This window comes from Aureimonas sp. AU22 (assembly GCF_001463745.1).
In the GTDB taxonomy this organism is placed as follows: Bacteria; Pseudomonadota; Alphaproteobacteria; order Rhizobiales; family Rhizobiaceae; genus Aureimonas.
In genome coordinates, this window is sequence record NZ_BBWJ01000014.1 from 222,217 (window position 1) to 246,794 (window position 24,578).

Here is a 24,578-nt window from a genome sequence, read left to right on the forward strand (position 1 = left end):
ATGATCCCGCTCGCGCAATTCCTGTCGGACGAAGCCGAAGACGAGTTCGTGCCCCTGCGCACCCCGGCGCCGCGCCGGATGGTCCCGGCGGCGCCCCGCGCCTTCGAGGCCGGCCTGCCGCGCGTCACCTCGCCGGCCGCCCAGCCTTCGCGCCCCGCGGCCAAGCCGGCACAGACCCCGGCTGCGCTTCGCCCCACCGCCATCCCGGCGAAGGCGCTCCAAGTGGCCGGCGTCGCGCCGGCCCCGACGCGCCCGGTGGCGGAGCCCCGCGTTCCGCTGCGCGAGCTCGAAGCCGAGCGGCGCGCCTGGGCGCGGGAGCGCGAGGCTCTCGTGCGCGCTCATGAGATCGCGCTGGCACAGGCGCACCAGGACGGCGCGGCGGAAGCCGAGGCATCCGTGCGCCAGGACCTTGAGCGCGTGTCCGACGAGCGGATCGAAACCCTGCGCCAGACCCTGGCGGCCGACAACGACGGCGCGCTCGTCGAAGCGCGTCGGCAGTGGGTCGAGACCGAAGGCGACCGCCTCGCGGATCTAGTGATCCTCCAGATGGCGGTCTTCGAGGACGCGCTGAAGACCACGCTAAGCGCGCTCCTGCGCCCGCTCGTCCTCGATGCGCGCAAGCGGATGACGATGGACGAGCTTGCCGGCGCCGTGAAGACGATCGCCTTCGACGGGACGACGGTGAAGATCGCGGCCTCGGGTCCGAGCGACCTTCTCCATTCGCTCGAAGGCAAGCTCGGCGACCACGCCCGCCACGTCTCCTTCGACGCCGACGAGACCCATACCGACGTGCGCATCGACGCCAACCAGACGGTGATCGAGACTCGTCTCGCCGCCTGGCTCAAGGCCGTCGAGGAGGCGCTTTCGTGAGTGCAGTCGACTCCGAGAGGCATGAGATCATCATCGTCCGTCGCAGCGGCGAGGTCGAGGACGGGCACCATGGCGGCGCCTGGAAGATCGCCTTCGCCGACTTCATGACGGCGATGATGGCCTTCTTCCTCGTGATGTGGCTGACGAGCGTCTCGGACGACGCGACGAAGGCGCAGATCGCGCAGTACTTCAACCCGATCCAGCTCAACAACCCGGTTCCTCCGACGGATGGCGTCAGTCGCGATCCCGACGTCGCGGCTCCAACTCAGGGCGAGACGAAGGGCTCCAGCGACCAGCCGGGCATGCCGGACGGCAAGCCTGTGGGCGGTGACGCGAAGGGCGGCGAGGACCAGGCCCTGTTCCGCGATCCCTATGCCGTGCTCGCCGAGATCGTGGCCGAGAACGAGGCGGCCGGCGAGACCGGCAAGGCCAGCGGAAAGCCGGACGGGACGGGCCTGCCCGGACTCAACGGCGGCGACGCCTATCGCGATCCCTTCGACCCGACGTCCTGGCAGCTGACGCCGAACGCCGTCGCCGGCAAGCAGGTGGAGGTCACGCCCGACGACTTCGCCACCGTGGCCGTAGCGCCCACGCCGCCTGCGCCGCCCGTCCAGGTTGCCGAGCCGGTAGCCCCCGCGACGCCGGAACAGAGCGATGCGGCCGAACTGCAGAAGCAGATCGACGCCAGCGTTCCGGCCGAGGACGGCGCCGACGTTCAGGTGAAGAGCGGCGATGCCGGCTCCGGCACGGTGACGATCTCGCTCGCCGACACGCTCGACACCGGCATGTTCCAGATCGGATCGGCCCGGCCCACGGCCGATGCCATCCGGCTCATGGAGAAGATCGCGGCCATCCTCAAGGACCGGCCCGGCGACATCGTCATCCGGGGCCACACGGACGCTCGGCCCTATTCGGGCGGCGGCCAGGTCGACAACTGGCGCCTGTCCACGGATCGCGCCCATATGGCCTACTACATGCTTCGCCGTGGCGGGCTCGACGACAAGCGGGTCGAGGCCATCGAAGGCGTCGCCGACCGCCAGCCCAGCAACGCATCCGATCCCGAAGCTGCCAGCAACCGGCGGATCGAGATCCTGTTGAAAGAACCCAAGGCGTGACGAACTCCCTGCGGCTCCTGCTCGGCTCGCTGCTGCTCGGTGCGTCCATGCTGCCGGCGCGCGGCATGGATGCCCCGGCTGCCCCCGAAGCCGCGGAGCATGGGGCCCAGTCCCAAGAGGCCGCCGCCGCACCCGATGCGCCGAATGCGGCCGACGCCCCGCATCAGGAAACGCCCGCTGCCCTGGCCGAGGGGCGCAACACGCACTGGTCGGACAGCCGGTCGCCCATGCCGTTCGACGTGATGCGCTCGGTGCAGTTTCTTCAGGATCAGGTGGCGCGGGGCAACGTCCGGGCCATTCGCGTCCAGGCGCTGCTCCTGCGGCGCTTCGGCCAGACCTTCCTGGAGGCGCAGCCGGACGTCTGGAACGATCCGCGCAACACGCGCGCGGTCGCGCTCTTCACCTTCAGCGGCGGCACGCCCGATGTCATCCAGGCTCTGCTCCAGCAGGGCCGGCTCCCCGAAAACGAGAAGCCCCTGTTCGAGGGGGCGCTCGCCTATGTGCAGAACGATCTTCCGACCGCGGCCAAGAAACTGGAATCGGTGGCGGTGGACGAGCTGGAGCCGGTGCTCGCGGCGCAGGTCAGCCTGGCGCTCGGGCAGATCCACCAGCTCGACCACCCGGACACGGCCGTGGGCCATCTCGCTCTGGCGCGGCTGCTAGCGCCCGGTACCCTCATCGAGGAGGCGGCGCTGCGTCTGGGCGTTCCGCTCGTGGACGCCGATGGCGACCATGAAGCCGGCGACCGGCTGGCACGCCGCTACTTCGATGCGTTCCACGACTCGAGCTACGCCGCAAACTTCGAGACGCGCTACGTGGCGATGGTCGTCGGCCGGGCCATGCCGGATCCCCAGAGCACGCTTCTGGCGATGGACGGCGTCGTGGAGGCGCTGCCCGTGGACCGGCGCCAGCGGTTGTACCTTGCGGCCGCTCGGCGTTCGCTGGTCTCGGGCAACCTTCAGTTCGCGACCCGCTCCGCCGATCGTGCGATCGAGCTTGCCGGTCTGCAGCCCGGTGACCAGGCGCGCGCCACCCTCTACCGAACGGCGTCCTCGCTCGGCATCGACGGACAGGAGGCGTCTCGGTCGGCGCTCGACGGCATCGATCGCAGCCTCTTGCATGCCGAAGACCAGAAGCTTCTCGATGCCGCCTATTCGGTCCTGGACTCGATGGCCAAACCTGCCCTGATGTCCGAAGTCAGCCACGTGTCTCCGGACGCACCGGAAACGTCCACGATCCTGTCGCGGGCACGCGCTGCCCTCGACGCCGCATCCCTGGAAATGAAGAAGTCCCAGCCATGAAGATCGATCTGTCCCTTGCGCCCCTCGACAAGGACGGCTCATCGCGTGCTCCCAACGGCGCCGATGCGGACCGGGGCGCCATGGGCGCTGCGTTCGGACGGGCGGTGCGCGATGCCGAGGGCAAGCGTTCGGCCAATTCCAACGACAAGGCGGCGAAGGCAGACGCCGATCCAATATCCGGCGCGGATGTGGACGCGAAGGACGAGACCTCCGGTCCCGCATCTGAGGGAGATACCGACGCCGACGTCCAGACCGAGACGGCGCCCCTGCAGTCCATTCTGGGTGCGCTTGCGGCGCTGACCTCGCAGAAGGCCGCCGTGCAGGACGCGCGACGAAACGCTGCGGAAGCGGCGGAGCCGCGCGCTGCGGTTGCATCGGTCGATCCGGCGCTCGACGGGGCAGAGGCCCTGGAAGCCTCCGCGGTGAAGGAGAAGGGCGCGATGAAGCTCGACGTCCTTCGAATGGAAACGCATTTCGAACCCCGCCAGGACGGCATGGTTCTGGTGGAAGGCTCTGCGAAGGCGAAGAAGGATGCCCTCGTTGCCGACACGAAGGCGAAGGCCGTGGCGGCAGGCGTCGAACGGTCGGCCGTAGCGCTTGCCGAGCAGTCGAAGGCGAGGGCAGCCGACGCCAAGGCCGCAGCGGTCGAGGAAGTTTCTGCGACCTCGAAGACCGACGGAGCGCCACCGATGCGCTTCGACGAAGCGCTCGCCCGTCTCGGGCGCGCCGGCAACGAGCGCTCCGGGGGCGACACGGGCCGCGACGGTTCGGCGGCCGCACAGTCGGCGCTGGCGGAACTCGCCGCAAGGCGCAGTGCCGCAAAGGGCGCGGAAGCCGTTTCCCCGGCGGGATCGATCGATGCCGGTCCGTCGTCCACGTCCGGCTACAACCTCGCCGGGCAGGTCGCCGGGCCGATCATGGAGGCGCTCGGCGACCCGAGCAAGGCCCCGGCCGATGCCGCACCCCGCGCGACGGATGCGCATCTGCGCATGCGGGCCGGCGGCGGCGCCCTGAAAACCCTGACCATCCAGCTCCATCCCGAGCATCTCGGCACGGTCGATGTCTCGATGCGGCTGAACGAGGGACGCCTGACGCTGGAGCTCGCCGCAAGCCGAAGCGATACCGCTTCGATGCTGCTCGACGACCAGGCCTCGTTGCGCAAGCTTCTCGAGCATGCCGGCTTCTCGCTGGACGACGCCGCCATCTCGGTCATCACGCGCGACAGCGGCCAGGTCCGTACGGCCGAAGGCGGGGCGACGGGATCGCAGCAGCGCGACACCGGCGGTGGTCCCGCCGGCGAGGGGCGCTCGGAAACGCGGGATCAGTCGGGCGGTTCGGACGATCGCCCGGGACGACGTCAGACGCCCGACCGTCGCAACGACGAGGCGATGCCTGCCAAGCCACGGTCCGGTTCGACCTATCTCTGACGAATTCACCAGAAGGGCGCCATCGGGCCTACAGGCTCGCGGCGTCCTTTCTGCATCCGGATGCGCCCTCGCGATCCTCCCAGTGCCGGATTTTTCGCAGTTGCAAGCTCGGCGAAAGACTGCACCCTTAAGTTGAAAATCAACCGGGTGTGATTAACGTCTTTTGACAGAACTCTACGTTAACCAATTGCTTATGAACGCGAAACGCACACGGTCGGTAACGGCGCGTTAACCCTATAGTTATTTTTGGGGATGGCCCGATTCGCGGCGGATTGGTTATTTGTTTCCTAACGAAACGCAAGTCACGCGGCGGGGACAAATGATCGTAGTTGTGGACAATCGCGAGCTGGTCACGAACGGCTACAAGTCCCTTTTCGGCACGGAAGGGGTGTCCTCCGCTGGCTTCGGCGTCGAGGAATTCCGCGACTGGGTGGAGTCCGCTTCCGACAACGATCTGTCGGCGGTCGAGGCGTTCCTGCTTGGTGACTTCCCCGAGCGCGGCACCTTCACCCGCCTGGTTCGCAGCCGCTCCACCGCGCCGATGATCGCTCTGGCCGAGGCCAAGGCTCTCAACTCCACGCTCGACCTCTTCGCCGCCGGCATCGACGACGTCGTCGCCAAGCCGGTTCACGTCAAGGAAATCCTGGCTCGCGTCGGTGCCATCCGCCGCCGCGAAATCACCGTCGATCGCGCCAAGACGACGGTGGACGAGATCGCCGTCTTCGCCGATGGCCGCGATGCCGAGGTGGCCGGCCAGCCGATGGTTCTGCCCCGCCGCGAGCGCCGCATCCTCGAATACCTGGCTGCCAACAAGGGGCGCCGCGTTTCCAAGCAGCAGCTCTTCAGCGCGATCTATGGGATCTTCGACGAGAACGTCGAGGAGAATGTCATCGAAAGCCACATCTCCAAGCTTCGCAAGAAGCTCAAGATGCGTCTCGGCTACGATCCGGTCTCCTCCAAGCGCTACCTCGGCTACGGTATCGGCGTCTGATCGTACGCGTCCACCGCGACATAATCTTGCAAACGACTTCCGGAGGGCTCGGCGCGAAAGTGCCGAGCCCTTTCTTTATTAAGAAATGGTTAATGCTCTGTTATATAAACCTTGTGTGACAGCAGCTTCGCACAAGCCAGCCTTCCTAATGTGGCCGCAACCCCAGGTAACGTAGAGGCTGGCAGTATGAGCATCGGCGGACTAATGCGCACGAGCGTCTCGGGCATGAACGCGCAGGCAACCCGCCTCAGCGCCGTGTCGGAGAACATCGCGAACGCCAACACCACTGGCTACAAGCAGACGACGACCGAGTTCGCGTCGCAGATGCTGGCCAACGGCAAGGGCATGTACAATTCCGGCGCCGTCGAAGCCAACGTGCGCACGCTGATCAGCGAGCAGGGGGGACTGTCCTACACCGCCAACTCGGTGAACTCGAAGAAGGTCGACCTCGCGATCATGGGGCAGGGCTTCCTGGTCGTCGACGACGGCAACGGCGCCAACATGCTCACGCGCGCAGGCTCCTTCACGCAGCAGCCCGACGGCACTCTGGTGAACGCCGCCGGCTACACGCTGAAGGGCTACCCGGTGAAGGCTGGCGGCACCGACTACGTGCTCAACGGCTTCGAGGGCCTCCAGGAGGTGAACCTCAGCGCCGGTCTGCTCAGCGCGAGCCCGACGACCAAGGGCACGCTCACCATCCCGTTGAACAAGAACTATGTCGCCGAGACGGTCGACGCCAATCTCCCCTCGAAGAACGGACCGCCGACGGCCGACCCGAAGACGACCATCTCGAAGTCGCTGACCGTCTACGACAATTCGGGCGAAGCGGTGAAGCTCGATATCTACTACACCAAGACCGGCGAAAACGAGTGGGAGATGGCGATCTTCGACAGCCGCGGCGCGACGCCCGGTTCGTCGGGACCGTTCCCCTACAACGAAGTGCCGCTGCCGGCCGATCCCGCCGACTACGTGGCGCTCACGGAGTCCATGGGTAACGCGAAGCTGACGTTCGACCCGGCCAACGGGTACGCACTGTCGGCGATCGCCGATGGCACCAAGATGACGAGCACGGACGGCAAGACCCTCAAGATCGACTTGAGCGGCATCAACGGCTCCGACTCCTTCATGCTCGACATCGGGAACACCACGCAGTTCACCGGCGACAACCAGCCGCTCGCGGCCGAGGTCAACGGCAACCCCGCCGAGGTGATCGACAAGCTCCAGATCGGCAAGGACGGCACGGTCCGTGCGCTGTTCACGTCCGGAACCTTCCGCGATCTCTACAAGATCCCGCTCGCCAAGGTGACCGCGCCCGACAACATGACCGTCGTCTCGGGCAACGCCTTCGCGCCGAGCCTCGAATCCGGCAGCGTCCTGATGGGCTTCGGCGGATCGGACGGCTTCGGCGACGTCATCTCCGGCGCGCTCGAGAGCTCCACCGTCGATCTCGCCTCCGAGCTGACCACCATGATCGAGAGCCAACGGTCCTATACCGCCAACTCGAAGGTCTTCCAGACCGGCTCCGAAATCATGGACGTCCTGGTCAACCTCAAGCGCTGAGGTCTCTGACCTCGGCCGACCCCTGATGCAAGGGCGCGTCGCGCTGACGCGGCGCGCCCTTGGCACGATCGTCCTTCCCGTCCTCCCGGAACGCTCCCATGTCGCTCTCCGCCGCGCTGAACACTGCCAAATCGTCGCTGGCCGCCTCGCAGCTTCAGACGCAGATCACGTCGAGCAACATCGCGAACGTGAACACCGCGGGCGCGACGCGGAAGATCGCGAACGTGGTCACGGGGCCGAACGGCACCGTGACGGTCACCTCGATCGCGCAGTCGTCGAACTCCACCCTGTTCCGCAACATGCTGGACGCGACGTCGAAGCTCACGGTCGCCACGATGCAGGCCGACGCCTATGCGCGTCTCAACGAGGTCGTCGGCGATACGAACGCGAAGCAGTCGCCGCAGGCCAAGGTCGCCGCGCTCAACGACGCGCTGAGCAGCCTTGCCAACACGCCCGGCAACTACGATCTGGCGCGAGCGGCGGCGCAGGCTGCCCAGGATCTCGTCACCACGATCCGTGACAACGCCGACACGGTTCAGTCGATCCGCCGCGACGCCGACAACAACCTGTCGATCGCCGCGAGCGACATGAACCGCATCCTGAAGGATCTGGAGGCGGTCAATCGCAGGGTCGTCGCGGGAACGACGAGCGGCGAGGACGTGACCGACCAGTCCGACCAGCGGGACCGCCTGGTCAAGGAACTGTCGCAATATGTCGGCGTGAGCGTGCGCACGCGCGGCAACAACGACATGGTGATCTACACCGACTCCGGCGTGACGCTGCTCGAGAACACCGCCCGCGCCGTTGCCTTCGAGAAGACGGCGTCTCTGGTGCCCGGCGGGGAAGGCAACGCCTTCTATATCGACGGCGTCGCGGTGACCGGCTCGAACTCCTACATGCCCGCCAAGGGCGGCATGATCGTCGGCCTCACCGATGTCCGCGACAAGGTGGCCAACACGTACGGGGCACAGCTCGACGAACTGGCGCGCGGACTGATCTCGGCGTTCTCCGAAGCCGATCAGAACGATACGTCTCCGGCCGTCGGTGCGAAGGCGGGCCTCTTCACCTCGACCCAGCTCGCCACCGAAACGCTCGGCCCCGTCGGCATCGGCACCTTCAGCGGCGCGCCGACGCCGGGGACGCTTTCCTTCACCGTGACGTATGAAGGCGTGGAATACAGCGTGTCCGGCACGGTGGACGCTACCCAGCTGGCCACATCGGACGACTTCGCAGCCCGTCTCCAGGAGATGATCGCCGAAGGAAAGAGTTCCTCCGGTGCCGTTCTCGGCAAGGGGCGTGTGTCCGTCGATGGGGCAGGCGGCACCTTGACCATGTCGGGTTCGGGCGTCGGCCAGAGCGTCCTGTCGCTTTCGGGACTGAGCGCCACTGCCACGACGGGACTGAGCATCGGGGCCTCCACGCTTTCCGGGCCCAACCCGAACGCCGGCCTGGCCTCGACGCTGGCCCTCGCGGACGGTGTTCTCGCCAACCCGACGAAGGTGCGCGACGGCGTCAACGGCGGCGAATACAACTACAATCCGACGGCTCTCGGCGGCTTCAGCGGGCGGATCAACGCGCTCGCCAACGCGATGAACAGCATGCGCGGGTTCTCCGCCACCTCCGGCGCCGATCCACGTGCCACCCTGAGCGGCTATGCGTCCTCGTCGATCTCCTGGCTGCAGGACGCCCGCTCCGCCGCCTCGCGGTCGGTGACGTCGATCTCGACCCTGGTTTCCAAGACCGAGGAGACCTTGTCGAACGAAACCGGAATCAACCTCGATGTCGAACTGACCCGCCTGATCGAACTGGAACGCTCGTACCAGGCATCGGCCAAGATCATCTCCACCGTTGATCAGATGTTGTCCCAACTCCTCCAGTCCATCTGACGGATCGCGCTTGCCATGTCCATTTCCTCGCTCTCCTTCAACGCTGCGACGCGCGCGACCATCATGCGGGTCCAGTCCGACCTCCGGGACGCCAGCAGCGAACTGAGCTCGGGCCGACTGGTCGATGTCGGCAACACGCTCGGCCGCCTCACCGGCGAAGCGGTGCAGTACCACTCGCAGGAATCCACGATCCAGAAGATGCTGGACTCCAACAAGCTCGTCACGAGCCGCCTGGAGCTGATGGACGATACGCTGGACAGCCTGCGCACGCAGTCGGAGACCGTGTCGGGCGCGCTGACGACGCTCATGAGCGACGTGAACAACGCCGTGGCCGTCAGCGCGGTGAAGGACACGGCCAAGGCGTCGCTGGAGGCGATGATCGGATCGTTGAACGTCAACGTCACGGGACAGTACCTCTTCGCCGGCGCCCAGACCGATCAGACCCCCTTGGATGACGCCAGCGCAAAGGTCGCGGCGGACTTCAAGGACTTCTTGCTTGCGCTCGGCGCGGACAAGGGCACCACCATCACCGCCGCCAACGTATCGGCGACCGATCTGAACGGGTACTTCTCGAACGATGGCATCGACGTCGGGGGAGTCACGTACCGCTTCGACGCGGCGTTCGAGGACACGCGCTGGGACGACTGGTCCAACGCGTCCGACACGCCGGTCGTCTCGCGCATCTCCAAGAACGAGACGATCGAGTCCTCGCTCACCACCAACGAGCAAGCCTTCCGCAAGATCACGGCCGCATACTCCCTTCTGGGTTCGGTCGGAATGGAAGGCATGAACGAAGCCGCGCGCCGGGAAGTGGCGAACGCCGCCCTGACGCGGCTGAATGCCGGAAAGGACGGGCTGATCCAGCTTCAGGCGCAGGTCGGCACGCGCATCAACCGCGTGACGCTCGCCGATACCGCGCTGAACACCCAGAAGGACCTCGTGAAGGCCGCGATCGAACGTCTGGAAGGCGTCGACCCAACCGAGGCGAGCTTGCGCGTGACCACGCTCGAGACCCAGTTGCAGGCGTCCTACACCGTCACCGGCCGACTGAAGAACCTCAGCCTTCTCAACTATCTCTGATCCATCCCGCTGCGCCGCCGACACCACGGGCCGGCCACCGCGAACCAGCCTCACGGGACACGAAGCATGTATCAGTTCTCCTATGCGGAAGTCACTTCGGAGAGTTCCGCGACGGCTCGCGACCGGGAGCGTGAGGCGCTCGACCGCACGGTGGACGCCCTCAAGCGCGCGCAGGCCTCCGGTCCGAAGTCCCGCGAGGCTGTGGAAGCCATCTATCTCACGCGCAGCCTGTGGAGCGTGCTCGTCGAGGATCTCGCCAACCCCGAGAACGCTCTTCCCGAGGAGCTGCGCGCCGCGCTGATCTCGATCGGCCTCTGGATCATGCGCGAGGCGGAAGCCATCCGGCTCGGTCGCAGCGACGACTTCTCGGCGATGATCGAGATCACCGCCATGATCCGCGACGGACTCGGAGAATAGGCATGTCCACGCTTCGGATCACGCTGCGCGCCGGCGAGCGGATCTTCGTCAACGGCGCTGTGATGCGCGTCGATCGCAAGACCCATCTCGAGTTCATGAACGACGTGACCTTTCTTCTGGAAAGCCACGTCATGCAGGCCGACGACGCGACCACGCCGCTTCGCCAGCTCTACTTCATCATCCAGCTGATGCTGATCGATCCCGCGGGTGCCGCCGAGGCTCGCGCGCTGTTCGACCGGACCTATCCGTCGCTTCTGGCGGCCTTCTCGTCGGCCGATATCCGCTCGGGCATCCAGGATGTCGTGGACCTCGTCCACCGCGATCGCAACTTCGAGGGGTTGAAGCGGCTGCGCTCGCTGCTCCCGCTCGAGGAACTGGTGATGAAGGGGGAGGGATTGCACCTGCCCGACTTCAAGTCGATCGTTCGCCCCGCGGCGGTCGCAGTGGGAGCACGCTGAACCATGACCACCGTATCGAACGTGACGGGTTCCGCCGCAGCCGCGACCACGGCCGCCGCCACCGGCAACAAGACCAGCGAGATGAAGACCGGCCTCGACTACGATGCCTTTCTGAAGCTGCTCGTGGCCCAGATGAAGAACCAGGATCCGCTCAACCCGACGGATCCGACGGCGCAGATGAGCCAGCTCGCGTCCTTCTCGAACGTCGAGCAGTCGATCAAGCTGAACCAGAAGCTCGAGGCGATGACGACGCTCTCGACGCTCACCCAGGCGAACAACCTGATCGGGCGGACCGTGACGACCGGCGACGGAAGCGTGACCGGTGTCGTGAAGTCCATCCAGGTCGCCTCAGACGGTGCGATCGCGACGCTTGCGGACGGCAAGCTCGTGCTTCTCGAAGCCGGCATCAAGGTCGAGTAGCATGAACGAGGCGGACGCCATCGACATCGTCCAGTCCGCGATCTGGACCGTGGTCGCCGCATGCGGTCCCGCCGTCGGCGGCGCCATGCTGGTCGGCATCGTGATCGCCCTGTTCCAGGCGCTGACGCAGATTCAGGAAGTGACGCTGACCTTCGTGCCGAAGATCCTGGCGATCTTCGTCATCATCGCCTTCACCGCGTCCTTCACCGGCGCGCAGGTCTATGCGTTCACGCAGGAAGCCTTCTCGCGGATCGAGCACGGCTTCTGAACGGCCGCGGCACCAGCCGCGTCGTCTGCATCCACGAGGCTCGAGCCGACCGGCTCGGGCCTTTTTCGTTTCGGGCGTCCGCCAGCCCGGCACCAGTCCGGACTGGCAATAAAGCGTTAACGATCCCGCCTTCCGCGCACTGGCGCCGAAGGCCGTCCAGGACCGATGCGCATGGCCGTCGATACGCTGAAAATCTCCTCATCGTCCTTGCCCCCACGGGCCAGCATGCGCGACATCGGCTTTGCGCTCGGCATCGTCGCGGTGCTTGCGGTGCTCTTCGTTCCCATACCGGCCTTCCTGATCGACATGGGCCTCGTAATTTCGATCGCCCTGTCGATCCTGATCCTGATGGTGGCGCTGTGGATCGAAAAGCCGCTGGACTTCTCCGCCTTTCCAACCGTGCTGCTGCTGGCAACGATGCTGCGTCTGTCGCTGAACATCGCGACGACGCGCGTCATCCTCAGCCAAGGCGATCAGGGCCACAACGCGGCCGGCTACGTGATCGGCGGCTTCTCGCAGTTCGTGATGGGCGGCGACTTCGTCATCGGCATCGTCGTCTTCATCATCCTGATCACCGTCAACTTCCTCGTCATCACAAAGGGCGCGACGCGTATCGCAGAAGTCGGCGCCCGCTTCACCCTCGACGCCATCCCCGGCAAGCAGATGGCGATCGACGCGGATCTGTCCGCCGGCCTCATCGACGAGAAGCAGGCGCAGACCCGCCGCCGCGAACTCGAAGAGGAAAGCTCCTTCTTCGGTTCGATGGACGGTGCCTCGAAGTTCGTGCGCGGCGATGCGATCGCCGGCCTGATCATCACCGCCGTCAACATTTTCGGCGGCATCATCATCGGCGTCACGCGCCACGGCATGGACGCCGGGCATGCGGCCGACGTCTTCGTCAAGCTGTCGGTCGGCGACGGTCTCGTGACGCAGATCCCGGCGCTCGTTGTCTCGCTCGCCGCCGGCCTCCTCGTGTCCAAGGGCGGCACGCGCGGCGCGGCGGAAAGCGCGATCATGACGCAGCTCGGGCACTACCCCCGCGCGCTGATGGTTGCCGCCTCGCTGCTCTTCGTCCTGTCGCTGCTGCCGGGCCTGCCGTTCCTGCCGTTCGCGATCGTCGCGGTGCTTCTCGGCACGATCGCCTATGTGATCCCGCGCCGCCGCGCGACGGAAGCGGAGAAGGTGCAGGTCGCCCAGCGCGAGCGCGAGGCGCAGGCCGTCGAAGCCGAACGTCAGTCGGTCAAGGAATCGCTGCGCATCATCGAGGTCGAGCTCGTGCTCGGCAAGCAGGTCTCGGCGCACCTGTCCTTCTCGCGCGACGAGCTGGCAAGCCGCGTCGGCAAGATGCGCCGTCGCTTCGCCTCGCGCTACGGCTTCGTGATCCCCGAGATCAAGCTGTCGGACGACCTGTCCATCGCCGGCAAGGCCTATGCGATCAAGGTGCACGGCACCACGGTCGCCACGCAGGACGTGCGCCTCGGCGACCTTCTCATCGTGCTCGGCGATGCCCCGGCGCCCGACATGCCGCACGATCTCACCAAGGAGCCGGCCTTCGGCCTGCGTGCCGCCTGGATCTCGGAGACCTTCGCCTCGTCCGCGCGCCGCGCCGGTTTCGAGCCGGTGGACACGCTCTCCATCATCCTGACGCACCTGTCGGAGGTGATGCGCAACAACCTCGCCCATCTCCTGTCCTACAAGGACATGCGCTCGTTGCTCGAGCGACTGGAGCCCGAGTACAAGCGTCTGATCGAAGAGATCGTGCCGACGCACATGAGCTATTCCGGTCTTCAGGCGGTGCTCAAGCTGCTTCTCGCCGAGCGCGTCTCGATCCGGAACCTGACGCTCATCCTCGAGGCCATCGCCGAGATCGCGCCGCACGTGCGCCGGTCGGAGAAGATCGTCGAGCATGTCCGCACCCGCATGGCGCAACAGATCTGCGGCGATCTCCTCCACAACGGCCAGCTTGGCGTGCTGCGTCTCGGCAACCGCTGGGACCTCGCATTCCACCAGGCACTGAAGCGCGATTCCAAGGGCGACGTCATCGAGTTCGATATCGATCCGCGCCTTGTCGAACAGTTCGCGACCGAAGCGTCCAAGGTCATCCGCGAGAAGACGGACCAGGGCGAGAACTTCGTCCTCGTCGCCTCGCCGGACGCGCGCCCCTACGTGCGCATGATGATCGAGCGCATCTTCGTGAACCTGCCGGTGCTCTCGCACCTGGAAATCGCGCGCGGCGTCGACATCAAGGCGCTCGGTTCGATCTCGTGACGCCCGAGGCGCAAGTCCTGATCCTGTCGGCCTTTCTGGTCTTCTGCCGGATCGGCGCCTGCCTGATGGTGCTGCCGGGCTTCTCGTCCCTGCGCATCCCGGCCCACATCCGCCTGTTCGTGGCGATCGCGATCGCCTTCGCCGTGTCGCCCCGGCTCCTGCCGGACATCATGCCGCTGGTTCGCGGCGCCTCCGACGACCTGCGCATCGCGATGATGTTCGGTGAACTCCTGAACGGGCTCCTGATCGGCCTTCTGGGGCGCGTCTTCATGATCGCGCTGCAGTTCTCCGGCGCGGTGATCGCCAACGCGATCGGCATGGGCCAGGCGCTCGGTGTGCCGATCGAGGGGCACGAGGCCGACCCCGCCCTCGTGTCGCTGATCACGCTTACCGCGACGGTCCTGATCTTCGCGCTCAACCTGCATGCCGAGATCGTGCATGCGCTCCTGGCGTCCTATCGGGCGATGCCGGTGGAACTCGGCTTTTCCATTCGGACGGGCCTCACTTCGCTCGTCGACAATCTCGACGAGACGTTCCACCTCTGCCTGCGCATCGCCAGTCCGTTCGTCGTCTATGCCGTGATCGTCAATTTCGCGGTCGGCCTCGCCAACAAGATGACCCCGCAGATCCCGATCTACTTCATCTCGCTTCCCTTCGTTCTCGCGGGCGGCCTCGTCCTTCTCGGCTTCTCGATCGGCGACTACCTGACGCTGTTCATCGAAGGCTTCCGCACCTGGGTGATCAACGGATGAGCGGCAAGAGCCGAGCCGAACGTCTCGCGCGCGTGCGCGACGTCCAGGAGAAGATGCGCCAGCTGGAAGAGTGGCGCCTCGGCGAACTCGTTCGCGAGGAGACCCGGCTTCTGGAGAACGAGCGCGAACTTCTCGAGACGCTCGGATCCCAGTCCCTGATGCACGGGCTGTTCCTGGAGGGAAAGGCGGCGGCGCTTCGGCGCAACGACCTGGCCCTGCGCGAGACGCGCGAGCGCGAAGCCGTGGCGCGCGAAAAGGTGCAGAAGGCGCAGGCGACGGAGAAGCGGATCGAGCGTGCCGCCGACAAGGCGGGCGCCTCGGAGCGTGCCGAGGCGGAGCGCGCCGATTTGCTTCTGGCGCTCGAGGATCATCTCGCCGCACGCGCCGCAAGCTTCGAATAAGTGGGCTGGCTTACAAGTTTCGTCAGCAAGTCGCGGAGCCGGAATCGGTCCCCGCGCTGTGATCCAACTCCGGGACTGGCATCCATGACCGTTTCTCCCCTCGCGGCTCCGTTCGCTTCCGAGCGCACGGAACGGGCGGCCTCTGCGAGTGCTTCCCGCTCGATCGACGGCGCGGCGCAGGCGGAGGCGTTCGAGAAGGCGATGCCGTCGGGGCCGGCCGCTTCGCCCTCGCTCGGTGGCGGGCTCGACGACGTCGGCTTCCGCCACCAGACCTCGCGCAGTGCGGAACTGCGCCCCCTGCAGAAGTTCGAGGGCTTCGTACTCAGAAGCTTCATCGAAAGCATGCTGCCGAGCCAAAACACGTCGTTCTTCGGCACCGGTACGGCCGGCAATATCTGGCGCTCCATGCTGGCCGAACGGATCGGCGACGAGATGGCGAAGGCCGGCGGGGTCGGAATTGCCGAGATGCTGGAGAAGGAAGGACGAGGCGTGCCCTCGGCTCCGGCGACCACGCGGAAGACGACCTGACGAACGGGGGCGAGATCCCCCGTCAACGATGAAAAGCGGTTCGTCCGCATGGTAAAAGGGTAGAGGCATTGGAAGCGGTTCTTACGCAGGCCATCAACAGGCTCGAAGCCGTCATCGCCGGGGAGATGATGGCGCTGAACGCCCGAGACCATTCGGGCTTGGGCGACATCAGTCATCGCAAGAACCAGAGCCTCCTGGAGCTCACCCGCATCAATCGTGGCATCGACGCCGCCACGGTGAGCGGCGACCTGCGGGACCGCCTTACCACCCTGCGCGAGCGTCTCGACGACAACAGCCGCCTTCTCGAACTGCACATGGAAGCCACGGCCGAGGTCGCGGGCCTGATCACGCGGGCGATCGCAGAAGCCGAGTCCGACGGCACCTATGGCGCCCCGCAGAACGGGACGAAGCGGATCGGATGATCAAGATCCTCGGTATCGGCATCTGGGTCTGCATCGTGACGCTGGGTACCGGGTACGCGGTCGCCAACATGGCGGCCGAAGCGCCGCCAGGGGCGCCGCCCGCGCCCACCTATTTCGAAGGTCTCGACTACAAGAAGACCGACACGATCGCAGTCCCCATCATCGCGGAGAACGCGATCCAGGGCTATGTCCTGGCTCGCTTCGTCTACACGATCGACGGCAAGACGGCCGCGACCCTCGCCGTGCCGCCCGATCCGATCATCCTCGATCAGGCGTTCAAGTCGGTCTATTCGGTCTCGAACTTCGACTTCAAGCATCCCGCGCGCTACGACCTCCCGGCCCTGTTGGCCGAGCTCAAGGGCAACGTCAACGCGCGGTACGGCAAGCCGGTCGTCGAGGATATGATGGTCGACCAGTTCGACTTCCTGCCGAAGAACCAGCTGGGCGGCGAGATCCTGAAGACCCAGTAAGGCGCCAGCTCATTCACCGTCGATTAATCATGCCACGCGACAATCGCGCGACTGTCCCGCGCCGGGAACGGTGCGCTCGACAAAGGTTGGTGCCGTGCTTTCGACCCTGATGAACTACCGCCTCTACAGCGCCGACCTGTCGAAGTCGCTGGCCCGCGTGGCCACCCAAACGGCGGTGCAGCGGGACGCCGAATACTACAAAGCCAATATCGGCAAGGTGAAGACGCCGGACGATCTGCTCGACGACCAGCGTCTCTATGCCTACGCCATGAAGGCCTATGGGCTGGAGGACCAGATCCAGTCCAAGGGGCTGATGCGTAAGGTCCTCGAGAGCGACCTGTCGGATACGAACAGCTTCGCCAACAAGCTGACCGACAAGCGCTATCGGGAATTTGCGTCCTCGTTCCAGTTCGGATCCGCCGGCAAGGCTGCGATCCAGACGGCCGCACAGAGCGAGGCGCTGGCGGATGCCTACAGCCAGCATCGCGTCGCGCTTGCGGGACGGGCCTCCGCCGATGTCGGCCTGTTCAAGAGCAGGATCGACCAACTCGTCGCCGGCATCGCAAACCCGCAGGCCACCGACGTGGCAGCGGTCATCCTCGACGACCCGGCTCTTCTGGCCTTCCTGGAGAAGGCGGCTTCCCTCGAGCCGTCGTCCGCCAACAAGGCGGCCATCAGGGAAGCGATCACCAACGGCACGACCTCCGGCCACCCCGGCCTGGTGGCGTTGCGCGACATGTTCAATCTCGACGCGAACGGCAGCGTCAAGGCCGGGATGGCGCTTCAGACCGGCGCGCAGGTCGCGGATCTGACGGCCACCTACTTCGACAGCATGGGAGCGGGAGCCACGTCCCAGGCCGCGGCGGCCAAGACGAGCTACTTCGCCGCCGCCATCACGAACGTCGCGAAGGCATCGGATATCACGGGCGACCCTCAGCTTCTGTCCTACGTGCTGAACGCGTTCGGGATCGACCCCGCCCTGACCTCCGACAGCTTCGTCCTGAACGTCCTGAAGGCGCAGCCGGGCGACCTCGTGGGCGCGCTGCCCGAGATGTCCGAGAAGACCCCCGAGGCGATCGCCCTCAAGCAGAAGTTCAAGGCCCTGAACGCAGCCTTCAACTTCCAGGCGGACGGCAGCCTGCCGGCGAACGGGGCGCTGTTCGACGGCGGGGCGAGCGTCCAGACGCTGGAAGACGGCTTCCATGCGAACTACCAGACGACCGCCCTTCAGGACGACAAGCGCAAGACGTCGGTGTTCCAGGCGCGCCTGTCGAACATGAAGACGATCAACGATCTGCTGGGTCGCGATGCGGCCTTTGGCAAGGCGGCGTTCGACTACATCCTCGTCGCCTTCGACATCGACCCGAAGACCGAGTCGTCGATGAAGATCCGTCGGGTCCTGCTCAGCGATCCGTCCGATCCGAACAGCTACGTCAGCAAGCTCAAGGACGAGCGTTACGAGCGACTTGCCGCCGCCTTCAACTTCGGTGCGGACGGAAAGACGACGACGCAGCGTCTTGCGCAGTCCACATCGGCGCAGACGGCGACCGGTTCGCTCTATGCCGCGTCCTTCGGCAAGGACGTGAACGACGCGAAGAAGGAGGTCATCAAGGCGGACACCAAGGCGTATCTCACGGCCATGGGCCAGATCCGTTCGCTGGACGACCTCGTCGCCGACACGGCGACGGTCAAGTATGCGCTCCGGGCCTACGGGCTGCAGGACGAGACCATCTCCGATCGCGACCTGCGCAAGCTCCTGACGAGCGATCTGTCCGATCCGAAAAGCTTCGCCAATGCCAAGGGCGACAAGAAATACGTCCAGTTCGTCCAGGCCTTCAACTTCACGCCGGAGGGAACGATCCAGCGCGATGCGGAAGGGGCGCAGAGCGGCGCGAAGCTCCTGTCGACCCAGAACCAGTTTCTTCTCCAGACGATGGAGAAGCAGGTCGGGGAACAGAGCGAGGGTGGGCGGCTCGCACTGTATTTCCTGCGCAAGGCGCCCGATGTGACGAGCGCCTACGGCATCCTCGCCGACAAGGCTCTCTTCGAGGTCGTGCGCACTGCTCTCGGCCTTCCGGCGAGCATTGCCAGCATGGACATCGAGAAGCAGGCGAAGCTCCTGGAAGCGAAGATCGATTTCACCGATTTCCAGGACGCCAAGAAGCTCGACAAGTTCATCGCGCGCTTCTCGACGCTCTACGACACCGCGAACGCGAGTGCCGCGACCTCGCCCGCCGTGGCACTGCTGGGCGGCAGCGCCGGCTCGAATGGGATCCTCGGTTTCCTGTAGGCCGAGATGAGGGGCTAGCAGCCCCTCGCACCCACGTAGATCGCGTAGAGCGAGCGCGTCGCGGTGATGAACAGGCGGTTGCGCCGTGCGCCGCCGAAGCAGAGGTTGGCAACGACCTCGGGCACCCGGATCTTGCCGAGGCGCGTGCCGTCCGGGGCGAAGCAATGCACGCCGTCCGCAGCGCTCGACCAGAGGTTGCCTTGCGTGTCGACCCGGATGCCGTCCGGCACCCCGGCGTCGATATGGCAGAACACGCCGTCGTCCTTCAGCCTCTCGCCCTCGACGCGGAAACGCCGGATATGTGTCGGCGCGCCATGAGTGTGGCTGGCGCCGCTGTCGGCCACGTAGAGCAGGCTTTCGTCCGGCGAGAAGGCTAGCCCGTTGGGCTGCAGAAAGTCGTCCACGACCCTCGTGATCGCGCCGCTCCCACCGTCCACGCGGTAGACGCCGCGCGCCGGCTGCTCGGGTTCGGCCCGATTGCCCTCGTAGTCGCCCATGATCCCGTAGGTCGGATCGGTGAACCAGATCGAGCCGTCCGAGCGCACCACGAGGTCGTTGGGCGAGTTCAACCGCTTGCCGGCGAAGCCGTCGGCGACGACGGTGATCGTTCCGTCGATTTCCGTGCGGGTGACGCGACGCGTGCCGTGCTCGCAGGACAGAAGCCGTCCCTGGCGGTCGCGCGTGCTGCCGTTGGAGTAGTTCGAGCCCTGGCGGAACACCGAGGTGCCGACATCGGGGATGTGGCGCATCATCCGGTTGTTGGGAATGTCGCTCCATACGAGGTGCCCGGCGTCGGCGATCCAGATCGGCCCCTCCGCCCAGCGGCAGCCGTCGAAGAGCTGTTCCAGCTCGACGTTGAGAAGCGTCAGCGCCTCGAAACGCTCGTCGTCGACCTCGTAGGGCGTCATGATCGCCATGGGCGTTTCCTTCAGTTGCGACCGGTCTTCGGACCGCCGGCGACCGTGATGATCGCGATGATGATGAGGCCGGTGAGGAGGAGACGCAGCCCGGCACCGACGCCGAACGTGTTTAGCATCGTCACCAGCAGGTAGAGGAAGATCGACGCGCCCCAGAGCCCCGGCACGTTGGACTGCCCGCCCGACACGGACGAGCCACCGACGACCACCACGGCGATGGACGCCAACAGGTATTCCTCGCCCATGTTGAGCGACGAGCCGCCGGAGAAGCCGGCCAGCACCGCGCCGCAGAGGCCGGCGAGCACCGCCGACAGGACATAGGTCGCCCAGCGCAGCCGCTCCACGCGAATGCCGGCGAGCAGGGCAGCGCGCGGGTTCTGCCCGATCGCGGAGATCGAGCGCCCGTAAACGGTGCGATGAAGCAGGATGCCCATCACGGCGCACAGAAGCAGCGTGGCGATCGCGAGATAGGGGATGCCGAGAACGCGACCGGTGGCGAAGTCCCCGAAAGCCTCCGGCGGGCGCACGCGCAGGCCGCGTCCATAGGCGATGGCTACCGACTGGATGAGGAAGCTTGCGGACAGCGTCGCGATGATCGGCGGGATCTGAAGGAGGCGGATCAGCGCGAAGTTGAAGCACCCGACCGCGACGCCGACGCCGAGCGCCGCCAGCAGCCCCGGCAGGATCATCGCGTCGCTGCCACCCATCACCGTCATCGACACGGCGCCCGCCAGCGCGATGGTTGAGGGAATGGACAGGTCCACATTGCCCGGACCGGTGGTGATGACGAACATCTGCCCGAGGCCGACGATCACGTACATGGTCGCGAATGTGAGCGCGGTGGACAGGATCTGCCCGGCGCCGGTGCCGCCGGTGAAGGCGATCGTTGCGAGAAACACCGCGCCAGCACCCAGGAACGAGAAGACCCAGGGGCGCGAGGGCGCCGCGCTTCGCACGGCCGGGGAGGGGGTGGTCGCGCCGCTCATGCCGCCTGCCTTTCCACGCGATTGACGAGCGCGCGCAGCGCCAGCACGACGATCAGGATCGCCCCCTGCGCGCCGATCTGCCAGTCCGGCGAAATGCGCATGAAGGAGAGGAGCGAGCCCGCCAGCGTCAGGGTCAGGGCGCCGAGCACCGCGCCCACCGGCGAGATGCGTCCGCCCGTGAATTCGCCGCCGCCGAGGATCACGCCCGCGATCGACAGGAGCGTGTAGCGCAGCGCGATGTTGGCATCGGCCGACGTCGTGAGCCCGACGAGCGCGAGGCCCGACAGGACGCCGAAGAAGCCGCAGAGCGCATACATCGTCATCTTCGCGCGCAGCAGCGACCAGCCGGCGCGCTGCACTGCTTGCGCATTGCCGCCGGCGCCGCGCAGCACCGTGCCGAAGGAGGAGCGCATCAGGAGGAAGTGCCCAGCGATCGCCAGGAGCGCGCTCGCGATGATGGCGAGCGGCACCAGCGGCGTCTTGAGCTTAACGAGGCCCGAGAGCCAGGCCGGCGCGCTGCCGCCGGGGCTCGGCAAAAGCAGCACCGCCGCGCCGAGCCAGACGAAGCTCATGCCGAGCGTGACGACAATGGAGGGCAGGTTGCGCAGGTGGATCAGCGCGCCGAGAAGCGCATAGACGCCGATGCAGCCGAGAAGCGCGAGGAGCCCCAGGAGCGGCGCGTCGTTCAGCAGCGTCGCGCCGATGCAGGCGACGAAGGACACGAAGCCGCCGATCGAGAGGTCGAGGTCGTTGACCGCGATCACGCAGAGCTGCGCCATCGTGGCCAGCGCGATCGGCAATGCGAGGTTGAGCATCAGCGACAGGCCGAGATAGCTCATGGCGCGCGGCTGGATGACGAAGATCGCAACGAGGAGCAACGCCAGCGAGACCGGCGGCAGGAGGTCTCGCAGCGTCCGGGCGAGGGCTGGGCTGCGCGTCATGCCGCGCTCTCCTCGAACGAGGATTGCAGCACGCGGGCTTCCGACAGTTCGCTGCGGGCCATGTCGGCGACGATCCGCCCCGATCGGAAGACGTAGACGTGATCGCAGGCGCGCAACTCGTCGAACTCCGTGGTGTACCAGAGGAAGGTGCGGCCCTTGGCGGCCTCAGCGCGGATCAGCGCGTAGACCTCCTGCTTGGTGCCGATGTCGACGCCGCGCATCGGGTCGTCCATCAGCACGATCTCGGCGTCGGAAGCGAGCGCTCGGGCGAACAGCGCCTTCTGCTGGTTGCCGCCCGACAGCGTCAGGATGCCGTTTCCCATGTCGGGCGTGCGAATGGCGATGCGCGCCTTCCACGCGTCCTCCATCGCCCGCTCGGCCCTGGCGTCGATGAGGCCGAAGCGGCTGAGGGCCGACAGCGAGCGCACGGTGACGTTGCCGCCGATCGACCAGAGCGGAAACACGCCGTCGCTCTGCCGGTCCCCGGCCACGAACGCCGTGCGTCCATGGAGTTCGGCGAAGCGCGAGCGGCCGCGCGAGGCGTTCTGCAGGAGGACGAGCAGCGCGGTCTGCCCGTGGCCGGCGAGCCCCCCGAGCCCGATGATCTCGCCCCGGCGCGCCTCGACGCGGCGTCCGTTGCCTTGGCGGGGCGGGGCGGCCGCGGCGACCACGGGAGTTCCGGAACGTTCGGCGGCCGTTTCGGGCTCGCTCCCAGTGTCGTCCGTATGCGCCACGTGGCCCATGGCCTCGACGAGCGAGTGGCGGGTGAACTCGGAGGCGGGGCGGTCGGCAACGACCCTACCGTCGCTCATCACGGTGATGCGGTCGCAGGTGTCGAGGATCTCGCCGAGGATGTGCGAGATCAGGACGACGCTGCCGCCCTCGGCCACGAAGCGACGCACATGGGCCAGAAGCTGGCCCGCGACCTGGGCGTCGAGCGAGGAGGTCGGCTCGTCGAGGATGACGAGCGACAGCGGGGTCTCCCCGGCTGCGAAGACGGTAGCGATCTCCACCATCTGCCGCTGGCCGAGGGCGAGGTCGGACACGAGATCGCCCGGCCGGATACCATGGCCGGGAAAGATCGCGTCGAGCTGTCCCGTGATCAGCGTCGCGGCGCGCGCCCGCCAGCCGAACCCGCGCAGGAAGGCATGTCGCACCCGCGCATTCTCGGCCACCGTCAGGTTGGGGCAGAGGGAGAGTTCCTGGAACACGCAGCGCACGCCGAGGCGGCCCGCGCGCTCGACGGAATATCGGCCCGTTTCGTCCGATCCTGCGACCGACAACGTGCCGGTGTCCGGCCGAACGTTGCCGGCCAGGACCTGCATCAGCGTGGACTTGCCAGCGCCGTTGTGGCCGGCGAGCCCGACGCATTCGCCAGCGGCGATCGCGAAGTCGACACCGCCGAGTGCCCGCACCGCGCCATAGGCCTTGGTGACGCCCTGGAGGTCCACCAGCGGACGCACGGAGGCGTTGGCGGGCGCGGCGCCGCCGTCGGATTGCATCATGGAAACACTCACAGGGCTGCTTCGGCGTGGTGTTCAGACGTCGGAGGGGAGCGCGTCCCCTCCGCCGTCAAAGGTCACTTCGCCTCGGCGATCACTTGTTTGGCGTCGTCCTGGCTGTATTCGACATTCGCGACGCCGCCTTCCGGCGTCGTCTTCAGCGACTCCTCGAGCCCGGCCTGGTCGATCGACAGGAACGGCACGACGAGGTCCTTCGGGACCTCCTGACCGTCGAGGATCTGCTGCGCCACCCAGAAGGCCAGCGTCGAGACGCCCGGTGCGATGGAGACCGACATGGTCTCGTACCCGTCCTTGTCCTTCTGCTGCTTCCACCAGGCGAGTTCGTCCTGGCGGTTGCCCATGATGATCGTGGGGGTCGGGCGGCCGGCCGCCGCGAAGGCTTCGGCCGCGCCGAACCCGTCGCCGCCCTGCGTCACGACGCCGACCACCTGCGGAATGCTGGGCAGGACGCCCGCCACCGACTTCTGCGCCACGGTCTGTGTCCAGTCGCCCTGGACCTCGGAGACGATCTTGAACTTCGAGTTGGCGGCGACGCCGGCCGCGATGCCCTCGTGGATCTCGGTATCCACCGAGGTGCCGGCGAGACCGCGGATCTCCAGGAGATTGCCGCCGTCCGGATAGCGCTTGGCGAGGTAGTCGATCTGGCCCGACCCCATCTTCTTGAAATCGACGGCCACGCGCCATGCGCAGGGCTCGGTCACGATGCCGTCGAAGGAGACCACCGTGATGCCGGCGTCGCAGGCTTCCTTCACCGCGCCGTTCAGCGCGGTCGGCGAAGCAGCGTTGATGACGATGGCGTCGTAGCCCTGCAGGATCATGTTCTGGATCTGCGCGGCCTGTTCGGTCGCCTGGTTCTCCGCCGTGGTGAAGGCGTCGGCCGACTTCACGACACCGTCCGCGACGGCCTTGTCGGTCACCGTCTTCCAGCTCTGCAACATGGCCTGGCGCCAGGAATTGCCGGCATAGTTGTTGGACAGGGCGATGGTCTTGTCGGCGGTGTCGGCGAAAGCCGATCCGGCGGCGAACAGACATGCGGCGGCGGTGCCCGCCATCAAGAGACGCGTTGCGATCATAGGTCCTCCCATGGGCCGCTTCGGCCCCTCCCGTTCCAGGTCCGCACGAGGCCGCACGGACAGGGCCGCTCCCGACGGCTGGACCGGAGTGTTGACCATCGCGGGCCTCCCTGTCCAATCCGGTTCGTGCAAGACGTTTGCGGGTTCCCGCAAATGGCTTGCCGGGAACCCGGTGTCTCCCATGCGATCGGCACTGGCGGCCCCGGCGCAAACA

At 66.5% G+C, this 24,578-nt stretch carries 24 protein-coding genes; 19 read left to right on the forward strand and 5 right to left on the reverse strand.

Features of this window, described 5'->3' with window-relative positions; all coding sequences use genetic code 11:
• From AUL34_RS05865 to AUL34_RS05955, 19 genes are all read left to right on the forward strand, one after another.
• The gene (locus tag AUL34_RS05865) at positions 1-870 is read left to right on the forward strand and encodes a hypothetical protein (protein ID WP_061932130.1); all 870 of its coding nucleotides are present in this window, start codon (positions 1-3) and stop codon (positions 868-870) included.
• A complete protein-coding gene (locus AUL34_RS05870) occupies positions 867-1,985 on the forward strand; it encodes a flagellar motor protein MotB (RefSeq protein WP_061932132.1) in 1,119 nt (372 codons plus the stop codon). Before AUL34_RS05865 ends, AUL34_RS05870 begins: the two co-directional genes overlap by 4 nt.
• On the forward strand, positions 1,982-3,286 hold the full coding sequence (locus AUL34_RS05875) for a hypothetical protein (protein WP_061932140.1): 1,305 nt from the start codon (positions 1,982-1,984) through the stop codon (positions 3,284-3,286). Before AUL34_RS05870 ends, AUL34_RS05875 begins: the two co-directional genes overlap by 4 nt.
• The gene (locus tag AUL34_RS05880) at positions 3,283-4,713 is read left to right on the forward strand and encodes a flagellar hook-length control protein FliK (RefSeq protein ID WP_061932142.1); all 1,431 of its coding nucleotides are present in this window, start codon (positions 3,283-3,285) and stop codon (positions 4,711-4,713) included. Before AUL34_RS05875 ends, AUL34_RS05880 begins: the two co-directional genes overlap by 4 nt.
• A 319-nt stretch (positions 4,714-5,032) precedes the next feature.
• Positions 5,033-5,704: a response regulator transcription factor gene (locus AUL34_RS05885; protein ID WP_061932143.1), complete on the forward strand. Its 672-nt coding sequence runs from the start codon at positions 5,033-5,035 to the stop codon at positions 5,702-5,704.
• A gap of 186 nt (positions 5,705-5,890) precedes the next feature.
• Positions 5,891-7,264: a flagellar hook protein FlgE gene (locus tag AUL34_RS05890; protein WP_082653174.1), complete on the forward strand. Its 1,374-nt coding sequence runs from the start codon at positions 5,891-5,893 to the stop codon at positions 7,262-7,264.
• Between the two features lie 98 nt (positions 7,265-7,362).
• Positions 7,363-9,150, forward strand: a complete 1,788-nt coding sequence (flgK, locus tag AUL34_RS05895) for a flagellar hook-associated protein FlgK (RefSeq protein ID WP_061932147.1) — start codon at positions 7,363-7,365, stop codon at positions 9,148-9,150.
• Positions 9,151-9,165: 15 nt separating this feature from the next.
• Entirely contained in the window at positions 9,166-10,230 is a 1,065-nt protein-coding gene (locus tag AUL34_RS05900; protein WP_061932149.1) for a flagellar hook-associated family protein, read from the forward strand.
• Positions 10,231-10,296: 66 nt separating this feature from the next.
• Positions 10,297-10,647 carry a flagellar biosynthesis regulator FlaF gene (flaF, locus tag AUL34_RS05905; RefSeq protein WP_061932151.1) on the forward strand — a complete coding sequence of 117 codons (351 nt, stop codon included), beginning with the start codon at positions 10,297-10,299 and terminating at the stop codon, positions 10,645-10,647.
• A gap of 2 nt (positions 10,648-10,649) precedes the next feature.
• The gene (gene flbT, locus AUL34_RS05910) at positions 10,650-11,105 is read left to right on the forward strand and encodes a flagellar biosynthesis repressor FlbT (RefSeq protein WP_061932153.1); all 456 of its coding nucleotides are present in this window, start codon (positions 10,650-10,652) and stop codon (positions 11,103-11,105) included.
• 3 nt (positions 11,106-11,108) lie between these two features.
• A complete protein-coding gene (gene flgD / locus AUL34_RS05915; RefSeq protein ID WP_061932155.1) occupies positions 11,109-11,525 on the forward strand; it encodes a flagellar hook assembly protein FlgD in 417 nt (138 codons plus the stop codon).
• A 1-nt stretch (position 11,526) separates the two neighbouring features.
• On the forward strand, positions 11,527-11,793 hold the full coding sequence (gene fliQ / locus AUL34_RS05920; RefSeq protein ID WP_061932158.1) for a flagellar biosynthesis protein FliQ: 267 nt from the start codon (positions 11,527-11,529) through the stop codon (positions 11,791-11,793).
• A gap of 171 nt (positions 11,794-11,964) precedes the next feature.
• Positions 11,965-14,061 carry a flagellar biosynthesis protein FlhA gene (gene flhA, locus AUL34_RS05925; protein WP_061932272.1) on the forward strand — a complete coding sequence of 699 codons (2,097 nt, stop codon included), beginning with the start codon at positions 11,965-11,967 and terminating at the stop codon, positions 14,059-14,061.
• Positions 14,058-14,813 carry a flagellar biosynthetic protein FliR gene (locus tag AUL34_RS05930; RefSeq protein WP_061932160.1) on the forward strand — a complete coding sequence of 252 codons (756 nt, stop codon included), beginning with the start codon at positions 14,058-14,060 and terminating at the stop codon, positions 14,811-14,813. The genes flhA and AUL34_RS05930 overlap by 4 nt, the downstream gene beginning before the upstream one ends.
• Positions 14,810-15,214 carry a hypothetical protein gene (locus AUL34_RS05935; RefSeq protein WP_061932162.1) on the forward strand — a complete coding sequence of 135 codons (405 nt, stop codon included), beginning with the start codon at positions 14,810-14,812 and terminating at the stop codon, positions 15,212-15,214. Before AUL34_RS05930 ends, AUL34_RS05935 begins: the two co-directional genes overlap by 4 nt.
• An 84-nt stretch (positions 15,215-15,298) precedes the next feature.
• A complete protein-coding gene (locus AUL34_RS05940; protein WP_061932164.1) occupies positions 15,299-15,742 on the forward strand; it encodes a rod-binding protein in 444 nt (147 codons plus the stop codon).
• Between the two features lie 68 nt (positions 15,743-15,810).
• Positions 15,811-16,164, forward strand: a complete 354-nt coding sequence (locus AUL34_RS05945) for a hypothetical protein (RefSeq protein WP_061932165.1) — start codon at positions 15,811-15,813, stop codon at positions 16,162-16,164.
• The gene (locus AUL34_RS05950) at positions 16,161-16,634 is read left to right on the forward strand and encodes a hypothetical protein (protein WP_061932167.1); all 474 of its coding nucleotides are present in this window, start codon (positions 16,161-16,163) and stop codon (positions 16,632-16,634) included. The genes AUL34_RS05945 and AUL34_RS05950 overlap by 4 nt, the downstream gene beginning before the upstream one ends.
• Positions 16,635-16,728: 94 nt before the next feature.
• The gene (locus AUL34_RS05955) at positions 16,729-18,924 is read left to right on the forward strand and encodes a DUF1217 domain-containing protein (protein WP_061932169.1); all 2,196 of its coding nucleotides are present in this window, start codon (positions 16,729-16,731) and stop codon (positions 18,922-18,924) included.
• Positions 18,925-18,938: 14 nt separating this feature from the next.
• On the opposite strand, the gene AUL34_RS05960 is transcribed toward AUL34_RS05955, so the two are convergent.
• From AUL34_RS05960 to AUL34_RS05980, 5 genes are all read right to left on the reverse strand, one after another.
• Positions 18,939-19,841 carry an SMP-30/gluconolactonase/LRE family protein gene (locus AUL34_RS05960; protein WP_156420806.1) on the reverse strand — a complete coding sequence of 301 codons (903 nt, stop codon included), beginning with the start codon at positions 19,839-19,841 and terminating at the stop codon, positions 18,939-18,941.
• Between the two features lie 11 nt (positions 19,842-19,852).
• Positions 19,853-20,827 (reverse strand): ABC transporter permease, encoded by a 975-nt coding sequence (locus tag AUL34_RS05965; protein ID WP_061932171.1) that lies wholly within the window; start codon positions 20,825-20,827, stop codon positions 19,853-19,855.
• On the reverse strand, positions 20,824-21,768 hold the full coding sequence (locus AUL34_RS05970) for an ABC transporter permease (protein ID WP_061932173.1): 945 nt from the start codon (positions 21,766-21,768) through the stop codon (positions 20,824-20,826). The genes AUL34_RS05965 and AUL34_RS05970 overlap by 4 nt, the downstream gene beginning before the upstream one ends.
• The gene (locus AUL34_RS05975) at positions 21,765-23,273 is read right to left on the reverse strand and encodes an ATP-binding cassette domain-containing protein (RefSeq protein ID WP_244492458.1); all 1,509 of its coding nucleotides are present in this window, start codon (positions 23,271-23,273) and stop codon (positions 21,765-21,767) included. Before AUL34_RS05975 ends, AUL34_RS05970 begins: the two co-directional genes overlap by 4 nt.
• Positions 23,274-23,347: 74 nt before the next feature.
• A complete protein-coding gene (locus AUL34_RS05980; protein WP_061932175.1) occupies positions 23,348-24,364 on the reverse strand; it encodes a substrate-binding domain-containing protein in 1,017 nt (338 codons plus the stop codon).
• Positions 24,365-24,578 lie beyond the last annotated feature (214 nt).

Bases quoted from the DNA above. Each gene is read 5' to 3' on its own strand.
- AUL34_RS05880 (WP_061932142.1), top strand. From the start codon at position 3,283: ATGAAGATCGATCTGTCCCTTGCGCCCCTCGACAAGGACGGCTCATCG.
- flhA (WP_061932272.1), top strand. From the start codon at position 11,965: ATGGCCGTCGATACGCTGAAAATCTCCTCATCGTCCTTGCCCCCACGG.
- flgK (WP_061932147.1), top strand. From the start codon at position 7,363: ATGTCGCTCTCCGCCGCGCTGAACACTGCCAAATCGTCGCTGGCCGCC.
- AUL34_RS05885 (WP_061932143.1), top strand. From the start codon at position 5,033: ATGATCGTAGTTGTGGACAATCGCGAGCTGGTCACGAACGGCTACAAG.
- AUL34_RS05950 (WP_061932167.1), top strand. From the start codon at position 16,161: ATGATCAAGATCCTCGGTATCGGCATCTGGGTCTGCATCGTGACGCTG.
- AUL34_RS05890 (WP_082653174.1), top strand. From the start codon at position 5,891: ATGAGCATCGGCGGACTAATGCGCACGAGCGTCTCGGGCATGAACGCG.
- AUL34_RS05935 (WP_061932162.1), top strand. From the start codon at position 14,810: ATGAGCGGCAAGAGCCGAGCCGAACGTCTCGCGCGCGTGCGCGACGTC.
- AUL34_RS05965 (WP_061932171.1), bottom strand. From the start codon at position 20,827: ATGAGCGGCGCGACCACCCCCTCCCCGGCCGTGCGAAGCGCGGCGCCC.
- AUL34_RS05960 (WP_156420806.1), bottom strand. From the start codon at position 19,841: ATGGCGATCATGACGCCCTACGAGGTCGACGACGAGCGTTTCGAGGCG.
- AUL34_RS05980 (WP_061932175.1), bottom strand. From the start codon at position 24,364: ATGATCGCAACGCGTCTCTTGATGGCGGGCACCGCCGCCGCATGTCTG.
- AUL34_RS05900 (WP_061932149.1), top strand. From the start codon at position 9,166: ATGTCCATTTCCTCGCTCTCCTTCAACGCTGCGACGCGCGCGACCATC.
- fliQ (WP_061932158.1), top strand. From the start codon at position 11,527: ATGAACGAGGCGGACGCCATCGACATCGTCCAGTCCGCGATCTGGACC.
- flaF (WP_061932151.1), top strand. From the start codon at position 10,297: ATGTATCAGTTCTCCTATGCGGAAGTCACTTCGGAGAGTTCCGCGACG.
- flbT (WP_061932153.1), top strand. From the start codon at position 10,650: ATGTCCACGCTTCGGATCACGCTGCGCGCCGGCGAGCGGATCTTCGTC.
- AUL34_RS05975 (WP_244492458.1), bottom strand. From the start codon at position 23,273: ATGATGCAATCCGACGGCGGCGCCGCGCCCGCCAACGCCTCCGTGCGT.
- AUL34_RS05865 (WP_061932130.1), top strand. From the start codon at position 1: ATGATCCCGCTCGCGCAATTCCTGTCGGACGAAGCCGAAGACGAGTTC.
- flgD (WP_061932155.1), top strand. From the start codon at position 11,109: ATGACCACCGTATCGAACGTGACGGGTTCCGCCGCAGCCGCGACCACG.
- AUL34_RS05970 (WP_061932173.1), bottom strand. From the start codon at position 21,768: ATGACGCGCAGCCCAGCCCTCGCCCGGACGCTGCGAGACCTCCTGCCG.
- AUL34_RS05940 (WP_061932164.1), top strand. From the start codon at position 15,299: ATGACCGTTTCTCCCCTCGCGGCTCCGTTCGCTTCCGAGCGCACGGAA.